General features: G+C 48.2%; 24 protein-coding genes and 1 other annotated feature. Of the genes, 17 read left to right on the top strand and 7 right to left on the bottom strand.

Annotation, left to right across the window (positions count from 1 at the left end; all coding sequences use genetic code 11):
* Window positions 1-20: 20 nt before the first annotated feature.
* Window positions 21-2,228 carry a glycoside hydrolase domain-containing protein gene (locus OVA33_RS03165; protein ID WP_017419321.1) on the bottom strand — a complete coding sequence of 736 codons (2,208 nt, stop codon included), beginning with the start codon at window positions 2,226-2,228 and terminating at the stop codon, window positions 21-23.
* A gap of 364 nt (window positions 2,229-2,592) precedes the next feature.
* Here OVA33_RS03165 and OVA33_RS03160 point away from each other — a divergent pair, with 364 nt between their 5' ends.
* From OVA33_RS03160 to trhO, 9 genes are all read left to right on the top strand, one after another.
* Window positions 2,593-3,036, top strand: a complete 444-nt coding sequence (locus OVA33_RS03160; protein WP_017419322.1) for a hypothetical protein — start codon at window positions 2,593-2,595, stop codon at window positions 3,034-3,036.
* Window positions 3,037-3,298: 262 nt separating this feature from the next.
* Window positions 3,299-3,769, top strand: a complete 471-nt coding sequence (locus OVA33_RS03155) for a helix-turn-helix transcriptional regulator (protein WP_003156718.1) — start codon at window positions 3,299-3,301, stop codon at window positions 3,767-3,769.
* A gap of 72 nt (window positions 3,770-3,841) precedes the next feature.
* A complete protein-coding gene (locus OVA33_RS03150; RefSeq protein ID WP_063636923.1) occupies window positions 3,842-4,912 on the top strand; it encodes an iron-containing alcohol dehydrogenase family protein in 1,071 nt (356 codons plus the stop codon).
* Between the two features lie 81 nt (window positions 4,913-4,993).
* On the top strand, window positions 4,994-6,148 hold the full coding sequence (gene purT / locus OVA33_RS03145; RefSeq protein WP_017419324.1) for a phosphoribosylglycinamide formyltransferase 2: 1,155 nt from the start codon (window positions 4,994-4,996) through the stop codon (window positions 6,146-6,148).
* A 477-nt stretch (window positions 6,149-6,625) separates the two neighbouring features.
* Window positions 6,626-7,159: a CDP-diacylglycerol--serine O-phosphatidyltransferase gene (gene pssA, locus OVA33_RS03140; protein ID WP_003156712.1), complete on the top strand. Its 534-nt coding sequence runs from the start codon at window positions 6,626-6,628 to the stop codon at window positions 7,157-7,159.
* The gene (locus OVA33_RS03135; RefSeq protein WP_025650172.1) at window positions 7,150-7,638 is read left to right on the top strand and encodes a DedA family protein; all 489 of its coding nucleotides are present in this window, start codon (window positions 7,150-7,152) and stop codon (window positions 7,636-7,638) included. Before pssA ends, OVA33_RS03135 begins: the two co-directional genes overlap by 10 nt.
* Window positions 7,631-8,446: a phosphatidylserine decarboxylase gene (locus OVA33_RS03130; protein ID WP_015239079.1), complete on the top strand. Its 816-nt coding sequence runs from the start codon at window positions 7,631-7,633 to the stop codon at window positions 8,444-8,446. Before OVA33_RS03135 ends, OVA33_RS03130 begins: the two co-directional genes overlap by 8 nt.
* Before the next feature lie 42 nt (window positions 8,447-8,488).
* The gene (locus OVA33_RS03125; protein WP_025650173.1) at window positions 8,489-8,764 is read left to right on the top strand and encodes a hypothetical protein; all 276 of its coding nucleotides are present in this window, start codon (window positions 8,489-8,491) and stop codon (window positions 8,762-8,764) included.
* 104 nt (window positions 8,765-8,868) lie between these two features.
* A complete protein-coding gene (trhO, locus tag OVA33_RS03120; protein ID WP_025853808.1) occupies window positions 8,869-9,837 on the top strand; it encodes an oxygen-dependent tRNA uridine(34) hydroxylase TrhO in 969 nt (322 codons plus the stop codon).
* A 36-nt stretch (window positions 9,838-9,873) separates the two neighbouring features.
* Here trhO and gltP read toward each other — a convergent pair whose 3' ends face one another.
* Entirely contained in the window at window positions 9,874-11,124 is a 1,251-nt protein-coding gene (gltP, locus tag OVA33_RS03115; protein ID WP_007409006.1) for a glutamate-aspartate/proton symporter GltP, read from the bottom strand.
* 370 nt (window positions 11,125-11,494) lie between these two features.
* Between gltP and OVA33_RS03110 the strand changes: the two genes are divergently transcribed.
* Complete coding sequence (locus OVA33_RS03110) at window positions 11,495-12,562, top strand: branched-chain amino acid aminotransferase (protein WP_041481818.1); 1,068 nt, start codon at window positions 11,495-11,497, stop codon at window positions 12,560-12,562.
* Between the two features lie 40 nt (window positions 12,563-12,602).
* Here OVA33_RS03110 and OVA33_RS03105 read toward each other — a convergent pair whose 3' ends face one another.
* The 4 genes from OVA33_RS03105 to OVA33_RS03090 form a co-directional block, all read right to left on the bottom strand.
* Entirely contained in the window at window positions 12,603-14,006 is a 1,404-nt protein-coding gene (locus OVA33_RS03105) for an amino acid permease (RefSeq protein WP_162886252.1), read from the bottom strand.
* Window positions 14,007-14,119: 113 nt separating this feature from the next.
* Entirely contained in the window at window positions 14,120-15,067 is a 948-nt protein-coding gene (mmuM, locus tag OVA33_RS03100) for a homocysteine S-methyltransferase (RefSeq protein WP_017419331.1), read from the bottom strand.
* A gap of 115 nt (window positions 15,068-15,182) precedes the next feature.
* The gene (locus tag OVA33_RS03095) at window positions 15,183-16,619 is read right to left on the bottom strand and encodes an alanine/glycine:cation symporter family protein (RefSeq protein ID WP_017419332.1); all 1,437 of its coding nucleotides are present in this window, start codon (window positions 16,617-16,619) and stop codon (window positions 15,183-15,185) included.
* Between the two features lie 24 nt (window positions 16,620-16,643).
* Window positions 16,644-17,627, bottom strand: coding sequence for a glutaminase (locus OVA33_RS03090; RefSeq protein WP_017419333.1), 984 nt, complete (start codon window positions 17,625-17,627; stop codon window positions 16,644-16,646).
* Window positions 17,628-17,870: 243 nt separating this feature from the next.
* Between OVA33_RS03090 and OVA33_RS03085 the strand changes: the two genes are divergently transcribed.
* From OVA33_RS03085 to OVA33_RS03070, 4 genes are all read left to right on the top strand, one after another.
* Window positions 17,871-19,163, top strand: a complete 1,293-nt coding sequence (locus tag OVA33_RS03085) for a two-component system sensor histidine kinase GlnK (RefSeq protein ID WP_017419334.1) — start codon at window positions 17,871-17,873, stop codon at window positions 19,161-19,163.
* Window position 19,164: 1 nt separating this feature from the next.
* Complete coding sequence (locus OVA33_RS03080; RefSeq protein ID WP_017419335.1) at window positions 19,165-20,112, top strand: glutamine utilization two-component system response regulator GlnL; 948 nt, start codon at window positions 19,165-19,167, stop codon at window positions 20,110-20,112.
* 295 nt (window positions 20,113-20,407) lie between these two features.
* On the top strand, window positions 20,408-21,328 hold the full coding sequence (locus tag OVA33_RS03075) for a macrolide 2'-phosphotransferase (RefSeq protein WP_065180914.1): 921 nt from the start codon (window positions 20,408-20,410) through the stop codon (window positions 21,326-21,328).
* Between the two features lie 48 nt (window positions 21,329-21,376).
* Window positions 21,377-21,627: a binding site (T-box leader), on the top strand.
* Window positions 21,628-21,714: 87 nt separating this feature from the next.
* Window positions 21,715-21,876, top strand: coding sequence for a tryptophan RNA-binding attenuator protein inhibitory protein (locus OVA33_RS03070; RefSeq protein WP_014416821.1), 162 nt, complete (start codon window positions 21,715-21,717; stop codon window positions 21,874-21,876).
* A gap of 41 nt (window positions 21,877-21,917) precedes the next feature.
* Here OVA33_RS03070 and OVA33_RS03065 read toward each other — a convergent pair whose 3' ends face one another.
* Window positions 21,918-22,301: a DUF2512 family protein gene (locus tag OVA33_RS03065; protein ID WP_003156684.1), complete on the bottom strand. Its 384-nt coding sequence runs from the start codon at window positions 22,299-22,301 to the stop codon at window positions 21,918-21,920.
* A gap of 153 nt (window positions 22,302-22,454) precedes the next feature.
* Between OVA33_RS03065 and OVA33_RS03060 the strand changes: the two genes are divergently transcribed.
* The 3 genes from OVA33_RS03060 (at window position 22,455) to OVA33_RS03050 (ending at window position 25,108) form a co-directional block, all read left to right on the top strand.
* The gene (locus OVA33_RS03060; protein ID WP_003156683.1) at window positions 22,455-22,883 is read left to right on the top strand and encodes a cell wall hydrolase; all 429 of its coding nucleotides are present in this window, start codon (window positions 22,455-22,457) and stop codon (window positions 22,881-22,883) included.
* A 263-nt stretch (window positions 22,884-23,146) separates the two neighbouring features.
* Window positions 23,147-24,898: an alkaline phosphatase D family protein gene (locus tag OVA33_RS03055; RefSeq protein ID WP_017419337.1), complete on the top strand. Its 1,752-nt coding sequence runs from the start codon at window positions 23,147-23,149 to the stop codon at window positions 24,896-24,898.
* A gap of 12 nt (window positions 24,899-24,910) precedes the next feature.
* A complete protein-coding gene (locus tag OVA33_RS03050) occupies window positions 24,911-25,108 on the top strand; it encodes a twin-arginine translocase TatA/TatE family subunit (RefSeq protein ID WP_003156681.1) in 198 nt (65 codons plus the stop codon).
* Window positions 25,109-25,140 lie beyond the last annotated feature (32 nt).

Genomic DNA, 25,140 nt, shown 5'->3' with positions numbered 1-25,140 from the left:
TTCATGCAGTTTTTCTTTGATTAGTAGAGATCAGTCATATAAGCGTAAAGGGCTAGTAAAACTGCGGCGAATTCAGTTACCGCTTCTACTGTTTTATTCTCGGTCGGTTTTTCAACAGTAAGGATCTTAGAGGAGAAATAGAAAGCAGACACCCCTGCAACAATAACGAGGCCTGAAGGGAGAAGATCCCAGTCCTTCGCTAATTCACTTTCTGCAGCTGAAACCGGTACACCTTTATACGTTTTAATTCTAAACGTAAACATGGTCGTAAGTCCAGTTGTGGACCCATCGGCAACTGGAATGTCAGGTGTATAGATTTTAATTGAAACATCTAATGATTGAGCAGATGGGGTCACTGCCATTTCCAGATAACCGTTTCTTACAGATAGGCTCAGATTGTCTAATAAATTTTGATAAGAACGGATGTCTGAAGCCGTAAGTATTGTTTGTGTATCTCCCAGTAAACCAGTAACATAAGCCCCGGGCTTTCCATTCGTTATTGTCATTGTATTAGCAGACCCCTCACTTGGGATCGTATACAGAATTGAAGTAGACAATAAGATATCTAAAGTTGGAGAGGCTAAAATGGTTTCGGTTGTACCGAATTCGAACATCATATTGGCCAGACCAGATGAATTTTCCAATGCTGGAATTGTTGACAGAATATTGGTTAATGTGTTTAGTCTTGCATCATACACAGGATCAGAAGGCGGATGGACGCTGCTTGCACCCGAGTCTTTTCCGGAGTATCCGTCTTTGTCAATGGCGACTTTTCCCGCTCCGCTTCCGATCGTTCCTTCATAAAATTGATCAAAAGCCCAGTTTTTCGGCATCGGGTATCCGAGGTTGCCGCTGAATCCGGTCGACATGTTAGCCGTAAAGCTATATTTGGTCAGACCTGCTTCTGACGTCCGGATACAAATGTTTCTCGGTCCGTATACCCCGATTTCATATTTCGGCGCAGTTGAGAACGCCTGCATTTTCATAAAAGCTGACTTGATTTCTTGAAAGTAAGGGATGATTTTATCTGTGACTTCATAATCATACGCATCGAAATCGACGGCAAAGTAAATGGTCGTTCCTGATGGAAAACCTAATCTTCGGGCGGCTGATGCAGCGCTGTACGCATCTCTCGTTCCTTGGTCTTTTACAAAATAAGAAGATTCATAGCCGCCGTCCTGATAAATCGGAAATACGCTTAAGCCGGCATTGAAAATCGTGGAAAGTTCTTTTGACGTTAACGCTTTCGATGTCAGTCCGCTGCTTGTCCGCACATTCCCGGTCAGATATCTTCCCACGATCTTATAGCCATTCTCACGCAAAGTTTTAGCCGTATCTGCCGTCAAAATGGCAGCGGTGTCACAAGCTGAAGCAGCACGGGTTGTGTCGCCTGAGCTTGATAATAAAGCTTTAATCGTCGGCATGTCCGCATAACCAGTCTGCGGCAGGCACATAAACTTTTGGAAAGCTTTCACTGCCGAGACAACTCCGACGCCGTATTTTCCGTCGAATTCACCGGGATCAAACGCTTCCCCATTACAGTAAAGCGCGTATTGAACAATCAAAACAAAGCCTGTCCGTGAATCGCCGGGAGTCAAGGTAGGACATAAGCTGGTCGTTCCGTTTCCGAAAAATCCATTGGCGACGCTTGTGCTCATGCCTTCTTCTTTTTGCAGAGCATAAATGAGAGCCTTGTTTGTACCGCGGGCATATAAGCCGTCACAAGGCATCAAGCCGATGTAGTCATTGTAATCCCGGTTCAGGTTCTGCTGGATTTGGCGGATTCTTTTGTCGCCTCCCTCTACTAACCGAAAAGCGCTCATATCCAGCAAGGCTTTCATAATGAGTGCCGTGACGATGCCGTCTTGCTTAGTGAGCCCGGCCGCTTTTTGAAACTCTTTTACAGCGCTTTCGGTATTTTCATAGAAAACGCCTGAAAATCCGCCGGGGTTAAAACCTTTACACCACAGCGCCCCTTGCAGAATGTAATTCATGTTTGTCGGCTTAGAATCGGGAGCCTGCTTTTTCAACGGCTTAAACAATCTTTGTGTCGTCGGTCCGAAGTTATCGGCAGGTTCTGAAATACCAAGCTCAATTTGAAGCGCCCGTGTCAGACCGTAAATGGTATCCCAGCCCGTTTTTCCGTTTTCCGGCACTTTGTTGTATCCGTGTCTGTCTTTGTACGTCTCATTCAGCCATTGTTGTGTTTCCAGGACCATTTCGTCCATTGCAATCCCTCCATTACGTGTAGTGTGCGTTCATTCATAGGTGGCAAACGTATGACAGTTTGTCATGGGCGCAGGAGTTTGTCCGAGGACAGCCCCATCATACAAACGCCGATAGAGAGGCATTGATAGGTAAAGATCTCTCTATGACAATTGATACAAAAACAGCAAAATGGATAGCGCTTTAAAGTAACTTTATCACTTAATCAAAAATAACAAGAATCATAAGTATTAGTCATATAGTCATTTTCAGGGCTGTTCTCATCTCTTCCTGCAATCAAAATGGTTAGTTGGACGGATTTATGGTTAGCTATATTGTCATTAACATAAATAGGGTAAATAGTTACAGGAAGGAAGGATTTTCTCGATGAAAAGCAAAAAGATTTTTAAGTCGCTCATCATTATTTTTACTCTTTTAATCAGCGGAATTGGTTTTATGGGTTTTTCTTCTCCGCAAAAAGCAGAGGCTAAAGACTGGCTTCATACTTATAAAAGCGGGTATTTCACTAACTATGTGATCAATACGTATCACCCTAAATTCACTAAGACGACAAAAAAGTACAGCTTGAGAGCCGTGACTTTTAAATCCAACAGTAAAGGGAAGGGCACGTATAAAATATACGTCCAAAAGCAAGTCAACGGCAAAGGTGCCTGGAAAACAATCAAAACCGCCAATGCAAAGAAAAATGGAACGACTTATTTTGAAACACCTTCGTTAAAAAAAGGAGATTCATACAGATTTAAAATGGTCAATCAAGGTTCGAAAAAACGTGTCAATTATAGTGCGAGTTGGATTGTATTCGCTTCATAATTTTGATTTTCAGCTTATAATGTTTTAGCTGCCGCAGCTGCGGCAGCTTTTTATTTTTTCCGGAGCTCAACCGCCAGGGAGCCCGCACCTGTCTCTTCGGGCGTACGTTTGTATTCACCGCATCATTCTGGATTATGCGGAAAGGTACATCGCTTCAATGATAAGCCAATCCCGGGTCCTTTTGATTTGTTTGAAAATGTTCTGATATAAAAAAGGCGTGCCGCGGTGTAAAATGGCTATATTGATAAATATGGAGGTTGAGATGGATCAAGATTATATGACTGAGCTTGTCTCAGTCCAGCTGAAGAAAATCCGGTCGGAGAGAGGCTACACACAGGAGAAAATGGCGGATGTGATCGGCCTTTCTAAAAAGTCGCTGGTGCAGATTGAGAAAGGGCGGGCGCTTGCGGAATGGCCGCACGTTGTGGCGGTTTGCGCGCTTTTCAGATCAAGTGAAACACTGCAATCCGTATTAGGAGATGATCCGCTGGAGGTCATTGAAACGGTTGCTCACCGCACAATTGACAGGCCGAAGGGGAAGACGATGGGCGGCAAGGTGTGGTGGAAAGCCATCGAGAAAAAAGGCGAGTTCCGCTTGCAGCAGCATTTGATTTCCCACCATTACCGCATCCTTGATTCCTATGATGATCTGTGGTTCAGCAGTTTTGAAAAGGCAGAGGCTTTGGAGCGGCTTGATGAGCTGTTCTTGGAGGCGGAAGAAGCGAAGCGCTGACGCACCTCCGGTTGATGTATTTTCTGACAAGTGGGAAAATATATATAAATTCCAGCCAAAGGAGAGATTCGAATGAAGCCTGAAGATATCGTCCGAAGCGGCCCGAATCAGTACATATGCAAGGAAGGAATCGCAAAAGAGCTTCCGGGGCTGCTGGAGACATTCAGAAAACCCGTTATTGTGACCGGAATCAAATCCTATCAGGCGTTCTCCGATTACGGCGGCGGTTCTTCCTGGGATGTGATTCAGCATAAAGGATACTGTTCACCTGAGGCGGTGCATAAGGTCTGTGAGCAGGCGGAAGATGCGGATGTGATCATCGGTATCGGAGGCGGCACGATTTTGGATTTGGCAAAAGCGGCGGCAGACCGGCTTGATATAGAGGCTGTGATGGTTCCTTCCATTGCGGGGACGTGTGCGGCAAGTACGCCGTTAAGTGTCATGTATGATGAGAGCGGCAATTTTATCAGAGTGGATTATCATAAGCGTTCAAGCTATTTGACGCTTGTTGATCCGCTGTTTTTGCTTTCCTCTCCCATTGAATATATGAAAAGCGGGATCGGTGATACGCTGGCGAAATGGTATGAGGCCGAGGCGGTCATCAGAAATACGGAGGAGGCGCCGCCGCTGATGGCGCAGGCGGGGCTGAGACAGGCGGAATATATCCGTCATCTGTTATTGCGTTACAGTGAAGCCGCCGTCGTAAGCATGGAGAAAGGCGAGCTGTCCGTGCCGTTCATCCATACGGCGGAAACGATCATTATGCTTGCGGGAACGGTCGGCGGGTATGGCGGCCGTTTGTGCAGGATGGCAGGGGCGCATGCGGTCCACAACGGCCTCAGTTTTCTTCAGGAGACACATCAGGTGCTGCACGGCCAGAAGGTTGCTTACGGCATATTGGTGCAGCTCGCGCTTGAGAATCGGAGACATGAGATTGAAGAGCTGCTTCCGTTTTACCGCCGGCTCGGTTTCCCCGTCAGCCTCTGTGATCTCGGCATTCTTGACAACCATGAGGAAGCAAAGCGCCGCATCGCTTCTCACGCCTGCCGGGCGGAAGAATCGCTATGCTTAATGGGGCAATATTGCGAGAAGGACGTGTCAGCGGCGATTGAATCGCTCGAATCAGCACAAAAGACAGGATAGAGCTTGTAATCTGTCTTGTCTTTATTTTTTGAATATTTCCGTTATAATGAGTGGGGTATAGAAAGGGAGGGGCCAAAGGACATGTATCAGGCGAAGAAGATGTTGTTATTAGGATCAGGCGAGCTGGGGAAAGAAGTCGTCATTGAAGCGCAGCGGCTCGGGGTTGTCACTATAGCCGTTGACAGCTATGAGCATGCTCCCGCCATGCAGGCCGCGCACAAAAGCTATGTGATTGATATGCTTGATAAAGCGCAGGTCAGAGAAGTCATTGAGAAAGAAAAACCGGACTTGATCGTGCCGGAAGTGGAAGCCATTGCGACGGATGAGCTGCTGAAGCTTGAGGAAGAAGGGTTTCACGTCATTCCGAATGCGCGTGCGGCAAAGCTGACGATGGACCGTGAAGGCATCAGACGGCTTGCGGCAGAGACGCTTCATCTTCCGACTGCCGGCTATGAATTCGCGAATACATATGAAGAATTTAAAGAAGCGGCAGAAACAATCGGCTTTCCGTGCGTGGTAAAGCCGCTGATGAGCTCTTCCGGAAAAGGGCAAAGCGTGTGCCGCTCGGCTTCCGGGCTGAAAAGCTGCTGGGACATGGCAATGGAAGGCGGCCGGGTGAAAAACGGCCGGGTCATCGTTGAGGAATTCATTCCATTTGAGTCAGAAATCACTCTTTTGACAGTGCGCGCGGCGAACGGTACGTCCTTTTGCGCGCCGATCGGACATGAACAAAAAGACGGTGACTATATTGAATCATGGCAGCCTCATCATATGACGGAACAGCAGATTGAAGAGGCGAAACACATTGCGAAAAGCATAACGGATGAGCTCGGCGGATACGGTTTGTTCGGGGTGGAGCTTTTCCTTACTGAAGATAAAGTATATTTCAGCGAGGTGTCTCCCCGTCCGCATGATACGGGGCTCGTTACGCTTGTGACGCAAAATTTGTCAGAGTTTGCGCTGCATGTCCGCGCGATATTGGGATTCCCGATTCCGGAAATCACTCAGCTGTCGCCGGGGGCAAGCCGTCCGCTGAAGGCGCCAAAAGAGCTTGCTGATTATGCGGTTGAAGGTTTGGAGAAAGCTTTGGCGGTAAAAAGCACTCAGGTCCGCGTATTCGGTAAACCCGTCACGAAAGTCGGACGCCGTATGGCGGTTGCGCTTTCTGCAGCCGAGACCGTTGAAGAGGCCAGAGAAAGAGCGGCCGAAGCACTCAGTCATTTATCAATTACATAAAATGATCTTAAAAGGCGTTTTTACCGTAATGGTAAGGCGCCTTTTTTGTTTGGACAGACTATATACTGGAAAACGGGGTTGTGAGATAATGTATGAGGCCGTTTTGTGCCGGTTTTTTAATTCTTGAAACTTTTTATGTCCGCAATCGTTATATGTAATGTTCTCATTTAACAGATAAGAAAATAACAATACATCATACGGCTTTTCATTCATCATAAACGGACAATCCGGATCGCGGCATGGAATATTTAAGCAGGGTAATCCGGAATAGAGGAAACCATGATTGCTTACCTTAATATGAACGGCGAAAAAACAAAAATCACCAGATTAGATTGTTCAAATAACACCAAATGCTGTATAATAAAAGAATTTGAATGATAGCATTGAAAGAATTTCATTTTATGTTTCCTTAAAATGTATTCTTTATGCATACGCAGTCCGATTTGATATGGTTTTAATTGGAGGTTTGTGTAAACTGTGAATTATATACCTAGTATGATTACAATTGGAAATTTCATTTGCGGGCTCTTATCGATTCATTCCCTTTTGTATCATAATATACACTCTGCGGTGATCTTTATTTTCACCGGGATGTTCCTTGATTTTTTTGACGGTTTGGCCGCCCGTAAGCTGAACGCGGTATCGGAGATGGGAAGAGAGCTTGACTCTTTTGCTGATCTCGTGACGTTCGGCGTAGCGCCGTCCATGCTCGCTTACAGTGTTTCACTATATACGCTTCCGTTCATCGGAATTTTAATCGCGCTTTCCTACAGCATCTGCGGGATGATCCGTCTTTCCAGATTTAATATTGAACAAAGCAAGCTGCCGACGTTTATCGGGATGCCGATTCCGTTTGCGGGTATGTGTCTTGTCATTTTGAGCTTTATCAATAACGCTTTTCTTCTGGGGGCGGGAACGATCGCGCTCGGTTATTTAATGGTCAGCAACATTAAATTTCCGCACTTTAAAAAACAGGCGCCTGAAAACCTGGAGAGCAGAAGATGGAATTAGTTCAGCAATTAATATCCGATTACGGATATATCGCGATTTTTCTCATGCTGACACTCGGTATTATCGGATTGCCTATTCCGGATGAAGTCATGATGACGCTTGTGGGCTACTTCGCTCATATAAACGTGCTGAATTACGGGCTCTCCATTCTGATCAGCTTTATCGGAGCGCTCCTTGGGATGATTATCAGCTACTTCATCGGCAGAAAAGCCGGCCGCCCGTTTATTAATAAGTTCGGGAAATGGGTCGGCCTGAAGGAAAAGAGGATGGCGAAAGTAGACAGGTGGATGAAGAAGTACGGGCCGTACACCATTATTTTAGGTTATTTTATCCCCGGCATCAGACACGTGACCTGCTACTTTTCCGGAATCGGCAGAATGGAATTCAAAACCTACTTATGCTTCGCCGCTATCGGAGCGTTTTTATGGTGTTTTATTTTTATTACTATAGGAAAATTCATAGGAGTAATCAATGTTTAATACTGCCGCTAAAGTTCTTTACCGTTCATTGATTGAACTGACTAATAATCGATTGACGTCTTATCTCATTAAAAACTTCTGTGAATCGAAACTGAGCAAGCCGATGATTCCGCTGTTTTCCAAACACTATCGCATTAACTGGAATGAAACGGAACGCACGGCTTCTGACTTTGATTCACTGGCGTCATTTTTCATTCGTGATATTAATTTGAATCTCCGCCCCGTGGCAAAAGAGAAGAACGCCATCGTCAGCCCGGTGGACGGCGTCGTTCAGACGGTGGGCATGATTAATCCTAATCAAACTTTCATGGTAAAAGGGAAGGATTATTCGTTCGCCGAACTGACGGGGTTTAAAAGCGCCGATCACAAGTATAACGGCGGGTGTTTTGCCGTGCTTTACCTGAGCCCGAGACATTACCACCGCTTCCATTCTCCTGTCAGCTGCACGTATCAGAAGCTGGCCGAGCTGGGGAAACGCTCCTATCCCGTTAATACGATGGGGTTAAAGTACGGGAAAGACGTGCTCTCAAAAAATTACCGTTATGTGTACGAGCTGACCCGTGCTGACCAGCAGATGCTCATGATTCCGGTAGGTGCGATGAATATTAACTCGATCGTTCAGACAAACACCGGAAACAGGCTTGAGACGGGGGAAGAGCTGGGCTATTTTTCATTTGGATCGACCGTTATTTTAGTATTCGAGAAAGATATGTTTACCCCTTCGGATAACCTGACTGAAGGCCGTGAATTACAGGTCGGTCAGATCATCGGTTATGCGGAGTCACAGGAGGAGGCGTCCGCTTTATAAAAGCTGCTCCTCTTTTTTATATGGTGTAAGGAAGTGAACATTATGGAAGAAAAGGATTTGGCAAAGCTGATAGAACAGTACCAGCATACAGGGGATCAGCAAATTCTTGAAGCCGTGCGGGACGCATGCCAGCCTGTCATTGAGGCGCTCATCTCAGAACTGGCTGAAGACAGCGCGGATCTTCTGCGGACAAAAGGCCGTGACCGTTTTCCGTTTATTATCGTCAAGTATCAGACCGCGGCCGGCCTTTCGCTTGAGACCTTTTTGCGCAATACGTATCGGTTTTATTTTCAGCAGGTTTTAAAAGGCGAAGCGTGACTGGAAGAAAGAGTACGGACGGAAATGTTCATCTTTCGCCCGTTTTCCTGTATGATATAGTAGAGTGTGCGATCATTAATATAATTGAACAGGGTGTATAAATCATGGAAAAACAATATAGAGTTTTACTTTATTATAAATATGTAAAGATTGATGAGCCTGAGGAGTTCACGGCTCAGCATTTGAAGTTTTGTAAGGAGCTCGGTCTGTTAGGCCGTATTTTGATTTCTGAGGAAGGCATTAACGGCACGGTGTCCGGAACGGTTGAACAGACGGATCAATACATGAATGCGCTGAAAGCTGATCCGCGTTTTGCCGACATGCCGATTAAAATTGACGAGGCTGACGGCCATGCATTCCGCAAAATGTTTGTGCGCCATAAAAAAGAGCTGGTGACGCTTCGTCTCGAAGATGATGTTGATCCGAATGTCACGACGGGCAAGCATTTGAAACCGAAAGACTTTTATGAGCAAATGCAGGATCCTGACACGATCGTGATCGACGCCAGAAACGACTATGAGTATGACCTCGGTCATTTCCGCGGAGCGGTCAGACCTGATATTGAGGCGTTCCGTGAGCTGCCGGACTGGATTGAAGAACACAAAGACATGCTTGAAGGCAAAAAAATCCTCACGTACTGCACAGGCGGCGTACGCTGTGAGAAATTTTCCGGCTGGCTGCTGAAGCAGGGATTTGAAGACGTGTCCCAGCTTGACGGCGGTATCGTCACTTACGGTAAAGATCCTGAAGTGCAAGGGCAGCTGTGGGACGGACAGTGCTATGTGTTTGACGAAAGAATCAGCGTACCGGTCAACCGCGTAGAGCACGTTATCATCGGAAAAGATTATTTCACGGGCGAGCCGTGCGAGCGTTATGTGAACTGCGCAAATCCGGCATGTAATAAAAAAATGATCTGCACACCTGAGAATGAATACAAATACATGCGCAGCTGCAGTCACGAATGCCGTACGAACGAACGAAACATGTATGTGAAAGAGCACGAAATGACTCAGGAAGAAATCAATGAACGCCTTGCTTTGATTGAAAAAGAGGATCATGCGGCGATTGATTAATAGAAAAGACCACCAATGAGGTGGTCTTTTTTGTGTTTACATACTTTCTGTCCGTGCGGTCTGGTCTGCCGTGACGGGTCCTTTATATTTGAATGCTTTTTCCCACTTAGACACGACGATGCAGGCGACCGCATGGCCGGGCACGTTGACGCCGGTCCGCGCCATGTCCATGACGCGGTCGACACCGGCAATGATGGCGACGCCTTCCGCGGGGAGACCGACCGCATTCGCTGTCGCCAGAAGCACGACGAGTGAGCCTGACGGGACGGCGGCAATGCCTTTGCTTGTCATGACGAGCACAAGCATCATCAGAAGCTGCTGAGAAAGCGGCATCTCCACATGAAACGCCTGCGCCAGGAAAATACAGGACACCGATAAATAGAGGCTGGAGCCGTCACAGTTCAGCGATAAACCTGACGGAACCACAAAGGAGACGACCCGCTTCGGACAGCCATATTTCTCCATCCGATCCATCAGCTGAGGCAGAATGGTTTCTGTGCTTGTCGTGGAGAAAGCGATCAAAAACAGATCCCAAATCATTTTCAGCACTTCAAAGTACTTGATTTTAAAGATAAGCCCCACGATCGGAAACAGAACGAAGAGTATCAGGAACAGCCCGAGAAACACAGTGCCGATCAGCTTCAGCATCGGGAGCAAAAGCGCGATTCCGAATTGTCCGACTGAGGCGGCCATCAGGGCGAGAACGCCGATCGGAGCGGTGACCATCACCATCTGCGTCAGTTTGAACATAATATTTGCCGTGGATTCAAAGAAACTCATGACAGGTGCGGAGGCTTTGCCGATGCCGGCTGCGGCAACACCGAATAGGATTGCGAAAAAAATGACGGCGAGAAGATCATTTTTCGCCATAACGTCAATGATGTTAACGGGGATAATATCAAGAAGCATTTGTTTCAGATCGACTACTTTTTCCGTATAGCCGGAAAGCTCGTGAATGTCTTTTTTAGCAAGATGAGAGAGGTTAAGTCCGACTCCCGGCTTCAGCACGTTCGCCAATAACAGACCGAGCGCCAGAACGAGCGTCGTAATCACTTCAAACCAAATAATCGTTTTGATGCCGAGACTGCCCATTTTTTTCATACTGCCGCTGCCGGCGGCTCCGATAACAATGGTCGAAAACACGATCGGCACGACAATCATTTTAATCAGGCGGATAAATCCGTCTCCTACGGGCCGCAGCGCCATCCCGAAATCCGGGAAGAAATGGCCGATCAATGCTCCGATGGCTAAAGCGATCAAAATCTGGAATGCGATAAATTTTTTCAAGCGAATCCCCCTTTTACTTGCGCATTTCTTACGTAATTCGTGAAGCAGGCGGCAACCACCTTCCTGTCCGCCATAAATTTGTCACATGATTGACTGTGCGAAAGGAAGGATTGCTTTACATTATGTAAGCGCAATCATTGAATATGACAGAAAGTCCTCATTGAAAAAAATGAAGGAGCATAAGAATAAAGAAAGATTTCCGCTGAAAATATTAAAAATTTTGATAATTATCCTCTTATAAGTGGTATATTTGATATGATACGGTCAACTGCATTCTCATATATCTGTGCATACAAGATTCGGGACAGAAAAAACATGCAGCCCAGAGAAGACTGAAAATTTAAACAATTAGAAGAAAGGTGTGCTTTTGTTGAATCAACTGATTGAAAGACGTAAGGTCACAGCTAGAAAAGAAAAACCGGATTCCGCTTCATTGGGATTTGGCAAGTACTTCACAGATTACATGTTTGTCATGGATTACGAAGAGGGGAGAGGGTGGCATGATCCGAGAATCACACCTTATGAACCGGTCCATCTGGATCCTTCCGCATCGGTTTTCCATTACGGGCAGGCCGTATTTGAAGGGCTTAAGGCTTACAGGTCAGAAGACGGACGGGTGTTGATGTTCCGTCCTGACCAAAATATAAAACGGCTGAATAAATCGTTACGGCGGATGAGCATGCCGCCTCTTGACGAGAAGCTGGCGCTGGAAGCATTGATACAATTGGTGGAGCTGGAGCAGGAATGGATACCGATAGAAAAAGGAACCTCTTTATATATCCGTCCGTTTGTGATTGCGACTGAGCCTTCTTTAGGCGTCCGGCCTTCAAAGCGTTACAAGTTCATGGTTGTTTTGACGCCGGTCGGTTCGTATTACGGCGATCAGCTGAAACCGATCCGCATTTATGTGGAGGATGAGTATGTGCGCGCCGTCACCGGCGGAGTGGGCGACGTCAAAACGTCCGGAAATTATGCGGCCAGCTTACAGGCTCAGCGGAAAGCCGAAGAACTGGGGTATGATCAGGTGCTTTGGCTCGACGGAGTGGAAAAGAAATATGCCGAAGAGGTAGGCAGTATGAATATCTTTTTCATCATAAACGGAGAGGCCGTAACGCCGGCGTTAAACGGAAGCATTCTCGGGGGCATCACACGCGCATCTGTGATAGAGCTGTTAAAAAGCTGGGGCATCCGTGTCAGAGAAGAACAGGTCGCCATTGATGACATCTATGAGGCTGCGATGAGAGGCGAGGTGTCAGAGGTATTCGGTACGGGAACCGCGGCCGTCATCTCGCCGGTCGGCGCGCTGCACATTCACGGAGAAACGATTGAGCTGAATAACGGTTTGATCGGTGAAGTGTCAGAAAGGCTCTATGAAACGATTGCCGGCATCCAAGTCGGGAAGGTGCGGGATTCGTTCAGATGGGTGGTTGAAGTATAAATGAAAAAAGAACCCTTGCGCTGCAGGGTTCTTTTTTCGGTTATTGGGATTTTACGGCTTGCACGCGGGCTCTGCTTTTCCGGTTTTTCAAGTAATAAGCGGTGTAGCAAACGGCCATAAATGCAATTCCGCAATAAAGGGCGATGGCCTGGTTCGGATCAAAAGCGATGCCGATACAGGAGGCGAGGCACAGGAGAAAGGCCGCTATCGGTACGGCCGGATATCCCGGCGTCCTGTATTTCAAGTCTGAAAGCTGGTGCCCTTCTGTAAGAAACCGTCTTCTGAACAAAAATTGCGATGCGGCGATGCTCATCCACACAGCCACTACCGCAAATCCTGAGACGGAGACGAGAACAAGATAGACTGTATCCGCTGCAAATACGCTTGACAACAACGACAGAATGCCGCCGATCATACTGAAGATCAGAGCGTTAAAAGGAATGCCTTTAGAGGTCAGCCTGGCAAAGGCGGGATGAAGCTCCCCTTCTTTAGACAGGGACCACAGCATACGTGATGACGCGTACAGCCCTGAATTGGCCGCGGACAGAAGCGCCGTTAAAATGACGAAATTCATCAGATCGGCCGCATAAGGCACGCCGACTCTGTCAAATACCGTGACAAACGGGCTTTCAATCACACCGGCTTCCTTGATGGAGATCATCCCTGACAGCACAAAAATCGTTCCGATAAAGAAAAGCGCCAGCCGCCAGACTGTGGTCTTAATGGCGCGCGGAACGGTTTTTTCCGGATCGGCGCTTTCCCCGGCGGCGATTCCGATCAATTCCGTCCCTGAAAAGGCGAAATTTACTGAAAGCATCGTCATCAGTATCGGGAAAAAGCCATTTGGAAAAAGGCTGCCGCCATCCGTAAAGTTCGACAGCATAGGTGCGGCCTCACCGCTTTTCATCGGGACGAGGCCGAACATCGCCGCTCCGCCCAATAAAATAAACAGTAAGATGGCTAAGACTTTAATGCTTGAGAACCAAAACTCCGATTCAGCAAAAAATTTCACGGAGAAGGCGTTTAATAAAAAGATGAAAAGAGCGAATACCGCACTCCACATCCAAACTGAAGTATGCGGGAACCAGCGCTGCATGAAGAGCCCGGCCGCCGTGAATTCAGAGCCCAGCGCCACCGCCCACGTCAGCCAGTACAGCCATGCGACCGTAAAGCCCGTCGCGGGCCCGATATAGGTCTTCGCATAGGTGTGGAATGCGCCCGTCACCGGCATGGCCACTGACAGTTCACCGAGGCAAAGCATGACAAGATAGACGATGCCCGCGCCCAAAAGGTAAGCGAAAATGGTGCCCGCCGGACCCGCCTGATGAATGGTATACCCAGAGCTTAAAAACAGCCCCGTTCCGATCACACCTCCGAGTGATAGCATAAAGAGGTGTCTGCTTTTCATACTTCTCTGAAAATTCGTCTCGTTCTTGTTGTTCATTTTTTTCCAACTTTCTGCGAGGGCCGTTCTAATAAAAAATCTCATGCCGGCGAACGGCACGAGATTCCGGCGAACCGGCTTTTTGAATAGAATATACAAACTATTCCGATTAGTCAAGTTGTTTTTAAGGTTTTGGCCCAATCGGCAATGGCTTGGATGTCCGCGGGTTTCGTCCGGCAGCAGCCTCCGATCAGGCTCACGCCGTTTTCGTACCAGCTTTGCGCGCTTTTTCCGAAATGGTTTTCGCACGCTGCGCCTTTCCAGGTTTTTGTCACCGGGTCATATTGTTCACCGGAGTTCGGATAGGCGATAATCGGTTTGGATGCTGCCCGTTTGATTTCTTCTATCAGCGGCGGAATATGTTCGATCGGTGTGCAGTTGATGCCGATCGCTGCGATTTGGCTGCAGGAGTCAAGCAGGGACGCGCATTCGGAAATAGGCGTGCCTTCGCTGATATGCCGTCCGTCTTTAGCGCTGAAGCTGATCCATGCATAAGTGCCGGGGAATTCCTCCAGCAGCCTTGTGATCGCTTTTGCTTCTGACAGGCACGGAATGGTCTCACAGGCCAAAAGATCGGCACCGGATTCTATGAGGGCTTTCATCCGGGGGCGGTGAAAGCTGATCAGCTCATCTTCCGTCAGTCCGTAATGCCCGCGATATTCAGAGCCGTCAGCGAGGCTCGCGCCGTAAGGTCCGATAGAAGCGGCGACCAAAGGTTTGGGCCGGTGTAAACGGTTTTCTTCATGCGCCCAAAATTCATCGCGTGCTTGTGCGGCAAGTTCAACAGATGTCTGAATGAGACGTATCGCATCGGTTTCCGGGATGCCGCGCGCTGCAAATCCTTCAATTGTCGATTGATAACTGGCGGTGATCGCGCAATCAGCGCCGGCGGCAAAATATTCTGCATGCACCTGTTTGATCAGTTCGGGTCTCTCCAAAAGAATTTTGGCCGACCACAGATCGTCATGTAAATCACAGCCCATCCGCTCAAGCTCGGTTGCCATCGCGCCGTCTATGATCATAACCGGGTATTCATTTAATATTTGTGTAATGGGATTCATAGGCCTTCCTTTCTGACTTTACTGAAAATATATAAAAAGGGTAATGGACGCTATTCTCTTTGTCAATGAACCGGCGGAAAAAAGGTGTTCAGGACGCTGCCCGAACACCTTTTGTTTAGGAAATGTTTTTGCCTTTCGCGCTTTTCGCGATATCTGAATACTCCCAGCATTCGATCCCGTCATCATCAGGGAGCACATCTCTGTAAAAGACGGGGTCCTTTCCGGCTTTCTTTTGCCGGGCATAATCGCTCAAAGCGGCAAACGCTTTTTTCGACAGAAGGAAAATCGCGATTAAGTTCACGACCACCATTAAACCCATGAACAAGTCAGCCATATCCCACACAAGCTGGACTTTGGAAATACAGCCGAACAGTACCATTCCGAGCACGCAGATGCGGTAAATGAACAGCCATTTTTTATTCTGGCTTAAAAATCCGATATTGGTTTCTCCGTAATAATAGTTGCCCATCAGAGCGCTGAAGCCGAACAAAAGCATTAAGACGGCAAGGAAACCTGACGCCCACGCGCCGATATGGTCGCTCAAGGCGGCCTGAGAAAGCGCGATGCCGCTCAGTCCCGGCTGGTGATAAGCGTCTGAAAATAAAATGATAAGCGCCGTGCTTGTACAAATGACGAGCGTATCCGTCAGGACGCCGAATGCCTGAATGAGCCCCTGTTTCACCGGGTGGCTCGTCGTAGCTGTCGCCGCCGCGTTCGGAGCGCTTCCCATACCCGCTTCATTTGAGAAAATCCCGCGTCTTACACCTTGCATCAAGGCCGCACCTAAAGCGCCGCCCGCTGCCTGATCAATGCCGAACGCATTTTTTATGATTAGCGACAGAACGCCGGGCAATTGGGTGATGTTCGTCAGAATGACAAAGAAAGCGACACCGATATATAAAACGGCCAAGACGACTACGATGTATTCCGCCATTTTCGCAATTCGTTTGACGCCGCCGAAGATTACGCCGCCGAAAACCAAGATTAAAATAATGCCCAATGTAAGCCGGCTGGTGCCGAATGCGTTTTGAAAGGCGACGCTGATCGTATTGGATTGAACGGAATTAAAAACAACCCCGAATGACAGTGTGATTAATACGGCGAACAGCGCGCCCATCCAGCGTTTCTTCAGGCCTTTTTCCATGTAATAGGCAGGTCCGCCGCGGAATCCGTTTTGATCTTTTACTTTATAAATTTGGGCCAGCGTGCTTTCAACAAAGCTTGAAGCCGAACCGATGACTGCGATAATCCACATCCAGAAAATAGCGCCCGGACCGCCGAGTGCGATCGCAATGGCGATTCCGGTAATATTCCCGGTTCCGACACGCGCCGCCATACTGATGCAAAATGCCTGAAACGGGGAAATGCTGTTTTTTGTCCGGGCGGCCGCGCCTTCCTTCAAAACCCGGATCATTTCCTTCAGCATGCGGACTTGCAGACCCTTTGATCTGAACGTAAAAAACAGTCCCAGAGAAAGAAGCAGTACGATTAACAGTTTTGACCATAAAAAATCATTTGCCGAGCCGATTACATTTTCAAGGAATTCCTGCATCCAATCACCTCTTGGTTCATTTGATTAAAAAATACTGAGCTCCCACTCCTGTGCAATATGTTTCAGCAGCATGCCGCCGGTCAGGCTGTTGCCGTATTCATCAATGGCCGGACCGTAAATGCCGATGCCGCAGCCGTTATGAAAAGGCTGCTCTCTTCTGGCGCTTGGGGGAACCAATGCCATGATGCCGCCGGATACCCCGCTTTTGGCCGGGACGCCGACGAAAGCCGCATATTTGCCTGACGCATTGTACATCCCGCACGTCAGCATCAGGGCTTTGGCGAGTTTCGCGACATCTTTCGGAATGACCTGTTCCCGTCGGATCGGATGGTAGCCGTCATGGGCAAGTATCAATCCGATTAAAGCGATGTCCTCGGTTGTACTCTCCATGGCGCACTGCTTTAAATACACTTCAAGCGTTTCTTCCACATCCGCCTCGAGAAAGTTCGTTTCTTTTAAATAGTAGGCGAGCGCTCTGTTCCGATGTGCGGTCTGCCATTCAGAACGGAAGACCTCCTCGTGAATGTGAGGCCGTTTTCCTATTAATTTTTCAAAAACGGAAAAGAGATATTCTAATTTATTATGCGCCGTTTCACCCGGAAGCAGCGAGGCGACGGTAATGGCGCCGGCATTGATCATCGGATTGAAGGGCTTCCCGGGTTTATGGATTTCAAGCCGGATGATAGAATTAAACGCATCACCCGTCGGTTCCACGTCCACACGATCCAGCACATAAGGAATGCCTCTGGACATGCAGGCGGCAATAAAGCTGATGACTTTTGAGATGCTCTGCAATGTGAACGGCACATTCCATTCACCGGCATGAATCATTGAGCCATCCGGCTCTAATATACAAATGCCCAGCTGAGAGTCGTTGATTTCTCCGAGGGCGGGTATATAATTTGCGCTTTTTCCATTGACGGAAAACGGTCGGTAATGCTCGACCCAATCTTGTAAAAGTGAAGCCAGTTCCTCTTTTTCAAGGCGCTCTCTGACCATATCTTTCATAACATTCCTCCTCTATTGCAAGCCTGTCCGAAGCGGAAACCGGTCTTGGAAAACGTTTTCAAAAATAGCGTGTTCCATGTTAATGTATAATGACATCTACAGAATCATACAAAATACGACAAAATCATTCTTAAAATAAGCCGATAGATTTATAAATCAGCCGGAGCGTCCCGCCATTCGGGTCTAAAGAAATTTGCGGACTGTATCGGTCTTGTTCAAAATAGACAGAAGAAGGAAGTGATTGTGATCAGGCTCGACTATTTACTGAAAAAAGACGGCTATCTTTTCGCCCTTATGCTGATCACCGTGCCGCTGGCGGGGGAACTGAAATTTTACCCCCTGAATGAGGTATATCGGATCAGCTTCGGCGCCCCGGCTTTTTTCTTTTTTCTTCTGCTGCTTCGGCATGTGCCGGCGGTATTGTCAGGGCTGTTGACAGGTGCAGCCGTTGTGGCATTCCGGATCGGCCTGGCGTGCTGGGGGGGAGAGCATGCCGGATTTACGGCGGCTTTTTTCAGCCAATATCCCAGTTTCTTTTTTTACTTTACATATGCCTGTTTGTTTTATGTGCTGAAGGTCAGGCTTTTTTGGGATCGGCCGCTCATGATCGGGTTTCTCGGTTTTCTCATTGAAATGGCGTCCGATGCCGTTGAAATGACGGTTCAGTTTTCCGGCGGCAAGCAGATTATGATGCCGGACAAGCTGGCGGATATTGCGGTTATCGCTGTTTCTCACACATTTATTGTGCTGAGTTTTTTCAACGTGATGAAGCTGCACGAATCTCAGGTCAGGGAAAAACAAACGAGAAAGCAGCATGAGCACATGCTGATGATTGTGTCTAACTTATATGAAGAAACGATTCATCTGAAAAAAACGTTAAAAACGACGGAGCATGTGACGAAAGAATCCTATCAGCTGTATCGGGAAATGAGCGGGAACGACCGGGAGCTCGGGAGCCGAATGCTGCGCCTTGCGGGAGAAATTCATGAAGTGAAAAAAGACAATCAGCGAATATTCGCCGGTCTGTCGAAGCTGATTTCAAATGAGAGATTCCGGGATTACATGAATGCCGCCGATCTGGTCGGCCTCGTTATCCGCATCAATGAAAAATACGCCGAATCTTTAGGCAAAGACATTCAATTCAAAAGCGTGATTGAAGGAGAACACCCCGATTATCACGTCTTTACCGTCCTGTCGATCTTAAATAACCTGACCGCCAATGCCGTCGAAGCCATGGGTGACAGGGGTGAGATCCGCCTCGCGCTGCGCAGGGCTGAGGGGGAGATGGCCGAATTTGAGGCGGAAGATGACGGTCCCGGCATCCCGGAAAAAATCGGAGAGGTAATCTATGATCCCGGATTTACGTCCAAATACGATGAATTCGGCACACCTTCAACGGGCATTGGGCTTTCATACGTGAAGGAAATCGTAACCGAACTTGACGGAGACATTTCCTTTCATAACAAGCCAAAAGGCGTCATATTTACGATTAAACTGCCGGTGAAGCATTTGATTGCAGAAAGGATGAACTCATAATATGCGTTTTTTTATAGCTGATGATGACCGGGCGATCCGTTCCATTTTAAAACAGATGATTGAGGACGAGGACTTAGGCGAAGTCGTCGGTGAGGCAGAGGACGGAAGCCAGATTGAAGGGCATTATCTCCATTTCAAACAAGTCGATATTTTATTAATTGATCTGCTGATGCCGGGTCGGGACGGGATTGAGACGATCCGGCATCTTCAGGGGTCGTACAACGGAAAAGCAGTGATGATATCGCAGGTGGAGGCAAAGGAAATGGTGGGAGAAGCTTATTCTCTCGGCATCGAATACTTTATCCATAAACCGATCAACAAAATCGAGATCGTCACCGTTTTGCGAAAAGTAAAAGAGCGGATTGAACTGGAAACGTCGATCGGCGACATCCAACACTCGTTAAGCCGTCTTATTCAGCGGAATGAGCCGAAAAAAAGCGGGCCAGGGAGTGTGCGCGAGAAATCAATCAAAGAAACAGGAAAATTTCTTTTATCGGAATTAGGCATCGTGGGAGAAAGCGGGGCGCATGACCTCATGGCCGTCCTTCACTATTTATTTGAGGATGAACAGGCGGAAAGAAACATCCCGTCTTTAAAGCAGATGTTTACAAACGCCGCCATCCGGAAGCTGGGGCCTGCGGCGGCACAAGCTGAGGTTAACAGAGAAATCAAAGCCTCGGAACAGCGGATCAGAAGGGCCGTCATTCATTCGTTAAACCATTTCGCCTCATTGGGCACAACTGATTTTTCAAACCCCAAATTTGAATATTACGCCTCGAAATTCTTTGATTTCCCCGCTGTCAGCAAGAGAATGAAAGAAATGCAGGCTAAGGAAACCGTGCCGCTTTCTCCGGTTAAAGTAAATATGAAAAAATTCATTCACGTCTTTTTTTTGGAGGCGAAAGATTTACGTGAAGGATCAAAATTTGTCAGCGGAGGCAGCCGGTAAGCTGATAAATAGGGTTTACGTATATAAGGTTTTTGTGTAAAATAATGTTAACTAAGAAGGAACGGAGGGATCCTGATGGCTGATCAAATTCCGGTTTTCGCACTAATGAAATAGTGTCAAAGTCTCTGCCTTGAGCGCGGAGGAAACCGGGATTGTCTGCCTGAATAAGGAACCTGACAGTAATAGTGAGGGGGCGGCGATTATGCCGCCCTCTTTTTGGCGTCTTCACATATCTCTTTCTCCTCCGCCTCAGGCGAAGCTCTGTGTCAGTAAATAAGGGAAATGGGGAAACGAAATGACAAAACAAAGGGAAATAGAATCCGTTTTGAACATCGCAAAGGAAAATGGCTTACGGTTAAAATATGAAGGGGCGGACATAAATGAAACGGGTATGGACTTCCAAGTCGTATTTGCTGAAGATGACAGCGGCATGACATGGGTGCTCCGAAAGCCGCGCCGTCCCGATGTTATCGATAGAGCGGCTGCAGAAAGCGGCGTTCTCGCGTTTCTCCGCAGCCATGCCGCGGTAGCAGTGCCCGATTGGCGGATTCATACACCGGAACTGATCGCTTATCCGAAACTGGACGGAATACCCGCTGCCGCAATTGATCTGGATAAGAAACAGTATGTCTGGAATATGGAACACGAGCCGCCTTCAGACGGTTTTGTCGGCTCGCTTGCCGCGTCATTAGCTGAGCTGCACGGGGCAGACCCGGATGCGGCCTCCAGATCCGGAATTGAAATCATAAAACCGGATGACGTCAGGCAAAGGGCGGCGGAATCAATGGATCACATAAAAAAAGAAATCGGGGTCTCAGAGCCGCTTTGGAAAAGATGGCAAACGTGGATAAATGACAGTTCGTACTGGCCTGATTTTTCCGCGCTGATCCATGGCGACTTGCATCCTCCGCATATTTTGATCGGCGAAAATCAGCGTGTGACGGGTCTCCTCGATTGGACGGAGGCAAAGGTTGCCGATCCGGCCAAGGATTTTGTCCTTTATCAAGTGATATTAGGAGAAAAAGAAACAAAACGGCTGATGAAGAGCTACGAAGCTGAAGGCGGGCGCGTCTGGCCGAAAATGCAGGAGCATGTGACAGAATGGCAGGCCGCTTATCCCGTGGAAACGGCGAAATTCGCGCTTCAGACGGGGCAAGAGGAGCATATGCAAATGGCGCGGGACATGCTCGGCCTGTCCAATCCGAAAGGTTATTGACTTCCGCCGGATGACAGCGTATGATACATTTTAAAATAAAAGAACGGATGAACAATGCTGAGGAAGAGTAAGTACGCATCAGCGCGCGGGGTTCAGAGAGTCGGTGGCCGCTGTGAACCGATCCCCGTCCGGTGCCAAATGGGCTTCTGAATTGCTGCGCTGAAATGACAGTAGGCGGTGCCGGGATTCTTTCCCCGTTATCAAGAAAGGAGTATTGAAACCGTGTGTTTCTGTACTTTTTGAGAGAATGGCTCTTCAGCCGTTAATAAAGGTGGCACCGCGAAAACCTCGTCCTTTGATGGACGGGGTTTTTTGTGTTGTTAAGGAGGTGATGGCCATGGAAAGTGAATGGAGACGGACAGACAATCAAAAAAGGAGGGATATTCATGGTGATCGCAACCGACGATCTTGAGCTCACGTGTCCGCATTGTGAAGGAACCGGCCAGGAGAAGGAAGGGACGCCCTGTCCGAAGTGCGGCGCGAAGGGCGTCATATTGACGGCTCAAGGAAACACGCTGCTGCATTTTATCAGAAAGCATATTGATTAGTGAAATCAAACGAAAAAGGCCGTTATCCGGCCTTTTTTACGTTATTCGGACCGGGGTTCTAAAAAACGGGACCCGCCCAAGTCTTTTCTCATCAGATAGATATGGAAAAAATATTCTCCGACGGCGATGATGACGGCGGAAATAAGGGCGGCAAACGCCAGTCTTCCCCCGGAAATGCCCATGGACAGCGGCATTCCCATCAGCCAGACAACAAGAAACGCGATTCCGAAATCAGCGGACGCCGCCGTGATATTATTCCATCTCGGAAGCACGTACAAGTCGCCCGTAAAGTAGGAAACGGCTCCCAGCACAATGGTCATCAGCAGCACGTCGCCGAATGTAAAGCGAAAACCTAAGCCGAGTATCAGATACAGAATAATGATGGTCATAATGCCTTTAATGGCAAGCGCTTTAATGTGTTCCATGCGAATTCCTCCTTATGGAAATCATGTTAGTATGTTTCCTCATAACGTGAAATATAAACCCTTTTTTCGTGAACATTTGTTTTCTGGCTTTTGGCTGTCATCACTGGGCCGCTGCTGAATATGATGAAAGGAGAAAATACGGGAGGTGTCATGATGGCAGTCGTAAAAGCGTCGAGCGCCGATGTCGATCTAATGGCAAGGCTGCTCAGGGCGGAAGCGGAAGGCGAAGGGAAGCAGGGAATGCTTTTGGTCGGCAATGTGGGAATCAATAGGGTGCGGGCGAATTGTTCTGATTTTAAAGGCCTGCGCACCATCAGGCAGATGGTGTTTCAGCCGCACGCGTTTGAAGCGGTGACTCACGGATACTTTTACCAGAGACCGCGTGAATCCGAGCGGAGGCTTGCCCGCAGGAACATTAACGGAGAACGGTTTTGGCCGGCTAAATTCAGCCTGTGGTATTTTAAGCCGCCGGGCAACTGCCCGCAGACTTGGTATGGCCAGCCGTTTGTCGCCAGATTCAGATCCCACTGCTTCTATCAGCCGACAGGTGAGACGTGCGAAAACGTGTACAATACATTTTAATCCCGGGCGCACCGTTCTTAGAATGAACGGTGTTTTTTTAATGTTTTGTGAAGAAAAATAGGAAAAAAGTGCGCTTGACGGATGACAAGCCAAAAAGAAACAGAGGGGGTTTTCTCCCGGCGGGGCAAGGTTTGTCGAAACAATGTGAAAAATGTCTCCCGCCGTCCATTTTTCAGCCTTACAAACCCTTCACACTTCTTCATAGCGGTTTAACATTTCTTTTTTATAATAAGGGCGATCAATGAGACGAAAGGGGAACTGACATGACACATGACGGCCGTTTAGATGAATGGATCAAGGAATTGGAGAACAAAAGCTTTCAGAACAATACGTTTGACCGCCGCGCATTTATACAGGGCGCCGGGAAAATCGCCGGTCTTTCCCTCGGGTTAGCGATCGCGCAATCCATCGGCGCGTTTGAAGTGAATGCCGCTCCGAAATTTTCAAACTATCCGTTCACCCTCGGCGTAGCCTCCGGCGACCCGCTGTCTGACAGCGTCATTCTCTGGACGCGTCTTGCCCCGGACCCGCTGAATGGGGGCGGCATGCCGAAGCAGGCCGTGCCGGTAAAATGGGAAATCGCTACTGATGAACATTTCCGTCACATCGTCAAACGCGGAACGGAAATGGCCAAGCCGAATCTCGGACACTCCGTCCATGTCGAGGCGGACGGGCTCAAGCCCAATAAAGTGTACTATTACCGGTTTAAAAGCGGGCATGAGCTCAGTCCCGTCGGCCGGACGAAAACGCTGCCCGCTCCCGGCGCTGACGTATCCGCCATGACGTTTGCATTTGCCTCATGCCAGCAGTATGAACACGGCTATTATACGGCGTATAAACATATGGCGAAGGAAAAGCTTGATCTCGTGTTCCATCTCGGAGATTACATTTATGAATACGGACCGAACGAATATGTGTCAAAAACAGGAAATGTCAGGACGCACAGCAGCGCTGAAGTGTATACACTGTCAGATTACCGCAACCGTCATGCCCAATACCGCTCTGATGCCAATCTGAAAGCCGCCCACGCCGCATTTCCGTGGGTCGTGACGTGGGACGATCATGAGGTGGAAAACAATTATGCCAATATTATCCCTGAAAAAGGCCAATCCGTGGAAGCGTTTGTGCTCAGGAGGGCCGCCGCTTATCAGGCTTATTATGAACACATGCCGCTCAGGCGCATGTCATTGCCGAACGGTCCTGATATGCGGCTGTACAGGCAATTTTCTTATGGCAATTTGGCATTGTTCAATGTGCTTGATACAAGACAGTACAGAGATGATCAGGCCAACGGCGACGGGAATAAGCCGCCTTCTGATGAGTGGAGAGACCCGAAGCGTACATTGATGGGGACAGAACAGGAGCAATGGCTCTTCGGCAATTTAGCCGCCTCAAAAGCGAAGTGGAATGTGCTGGCGCAGCAAATCTTTTTCGCGCAATGGAATTTCGGAACAACCGCCAATCCGATATACAGCATGGATTCATGGGACGGCTACCCGGCGCAGCGGGAGCGGGTCATCAATTTTATAAAAAGCAAAAACCTGAACAATGTCATCGTGCTGACGGGTGATGTTCACGCAAGCTGGGCGTCAAACCTGCATACCGATTTTAACCAAACGAATTCAAAGATTTTCGGAGCCGAATTCGTCGGGACTTCCATTACATCTGGAGGAAACGGGGCGGATAAACGGGCCGATACGGATCAGATCTTAAAACAAAACCCGCATATTAAGTTTTTCAACGATTACCGCGGCTATGTCCGCTGTACGGTGACCCCTGCCCAATGGAGAGCGGATTACAGAGTGGTGCCGTACGTGACGGAGCCGGGGGCTGAGGTATCCACGCGGGCTTCATTCATTTATCAGAAAGACCAGACGGGGATTCGGAAGGTCTCTCAAGCGGCGGTTGCAGGCGGTTTAAAGCAGTCAAACGAGGTGGAAGAGGATCGTTTCTTCGCCCATAACAATGCGCATGAAAAGCAAATGAGAAAGAAACGGGCCAAAATCTCACAATAAGGAGGCACACTCATGTTTTCAAATATCGGCATTCCCGGGTTGATCCTGATCTTCGTCATCGCTCTCATCATTTTCGGACCTTCAAAGCTTCCGGAAATCGGCCGTGCCGCCGGCCGCACGCTGCTTGAATTTAAAAGCGCCGCAAAAACACTGGTCTCAAATGAAGAGCCGGACAAGCAGACGGCTGAGAAAGACAAAACGGCAGGCTGAATCCTGACATGGGGGCAGACGAATCCGCTTCT

It is taken from the genome of Bacillus sp. KICET-1, assembly GCF_027721405.1.
Taxonomy (GTDB): domain Bacteria; phylum Bacillota; class Bacilli; order Bacillales; family Bacillaceae; genus Bacillus; species Bacillus velezensis.
This window is presented reverse-complemented; position numbering and strand designations above follow the sequence as displayed.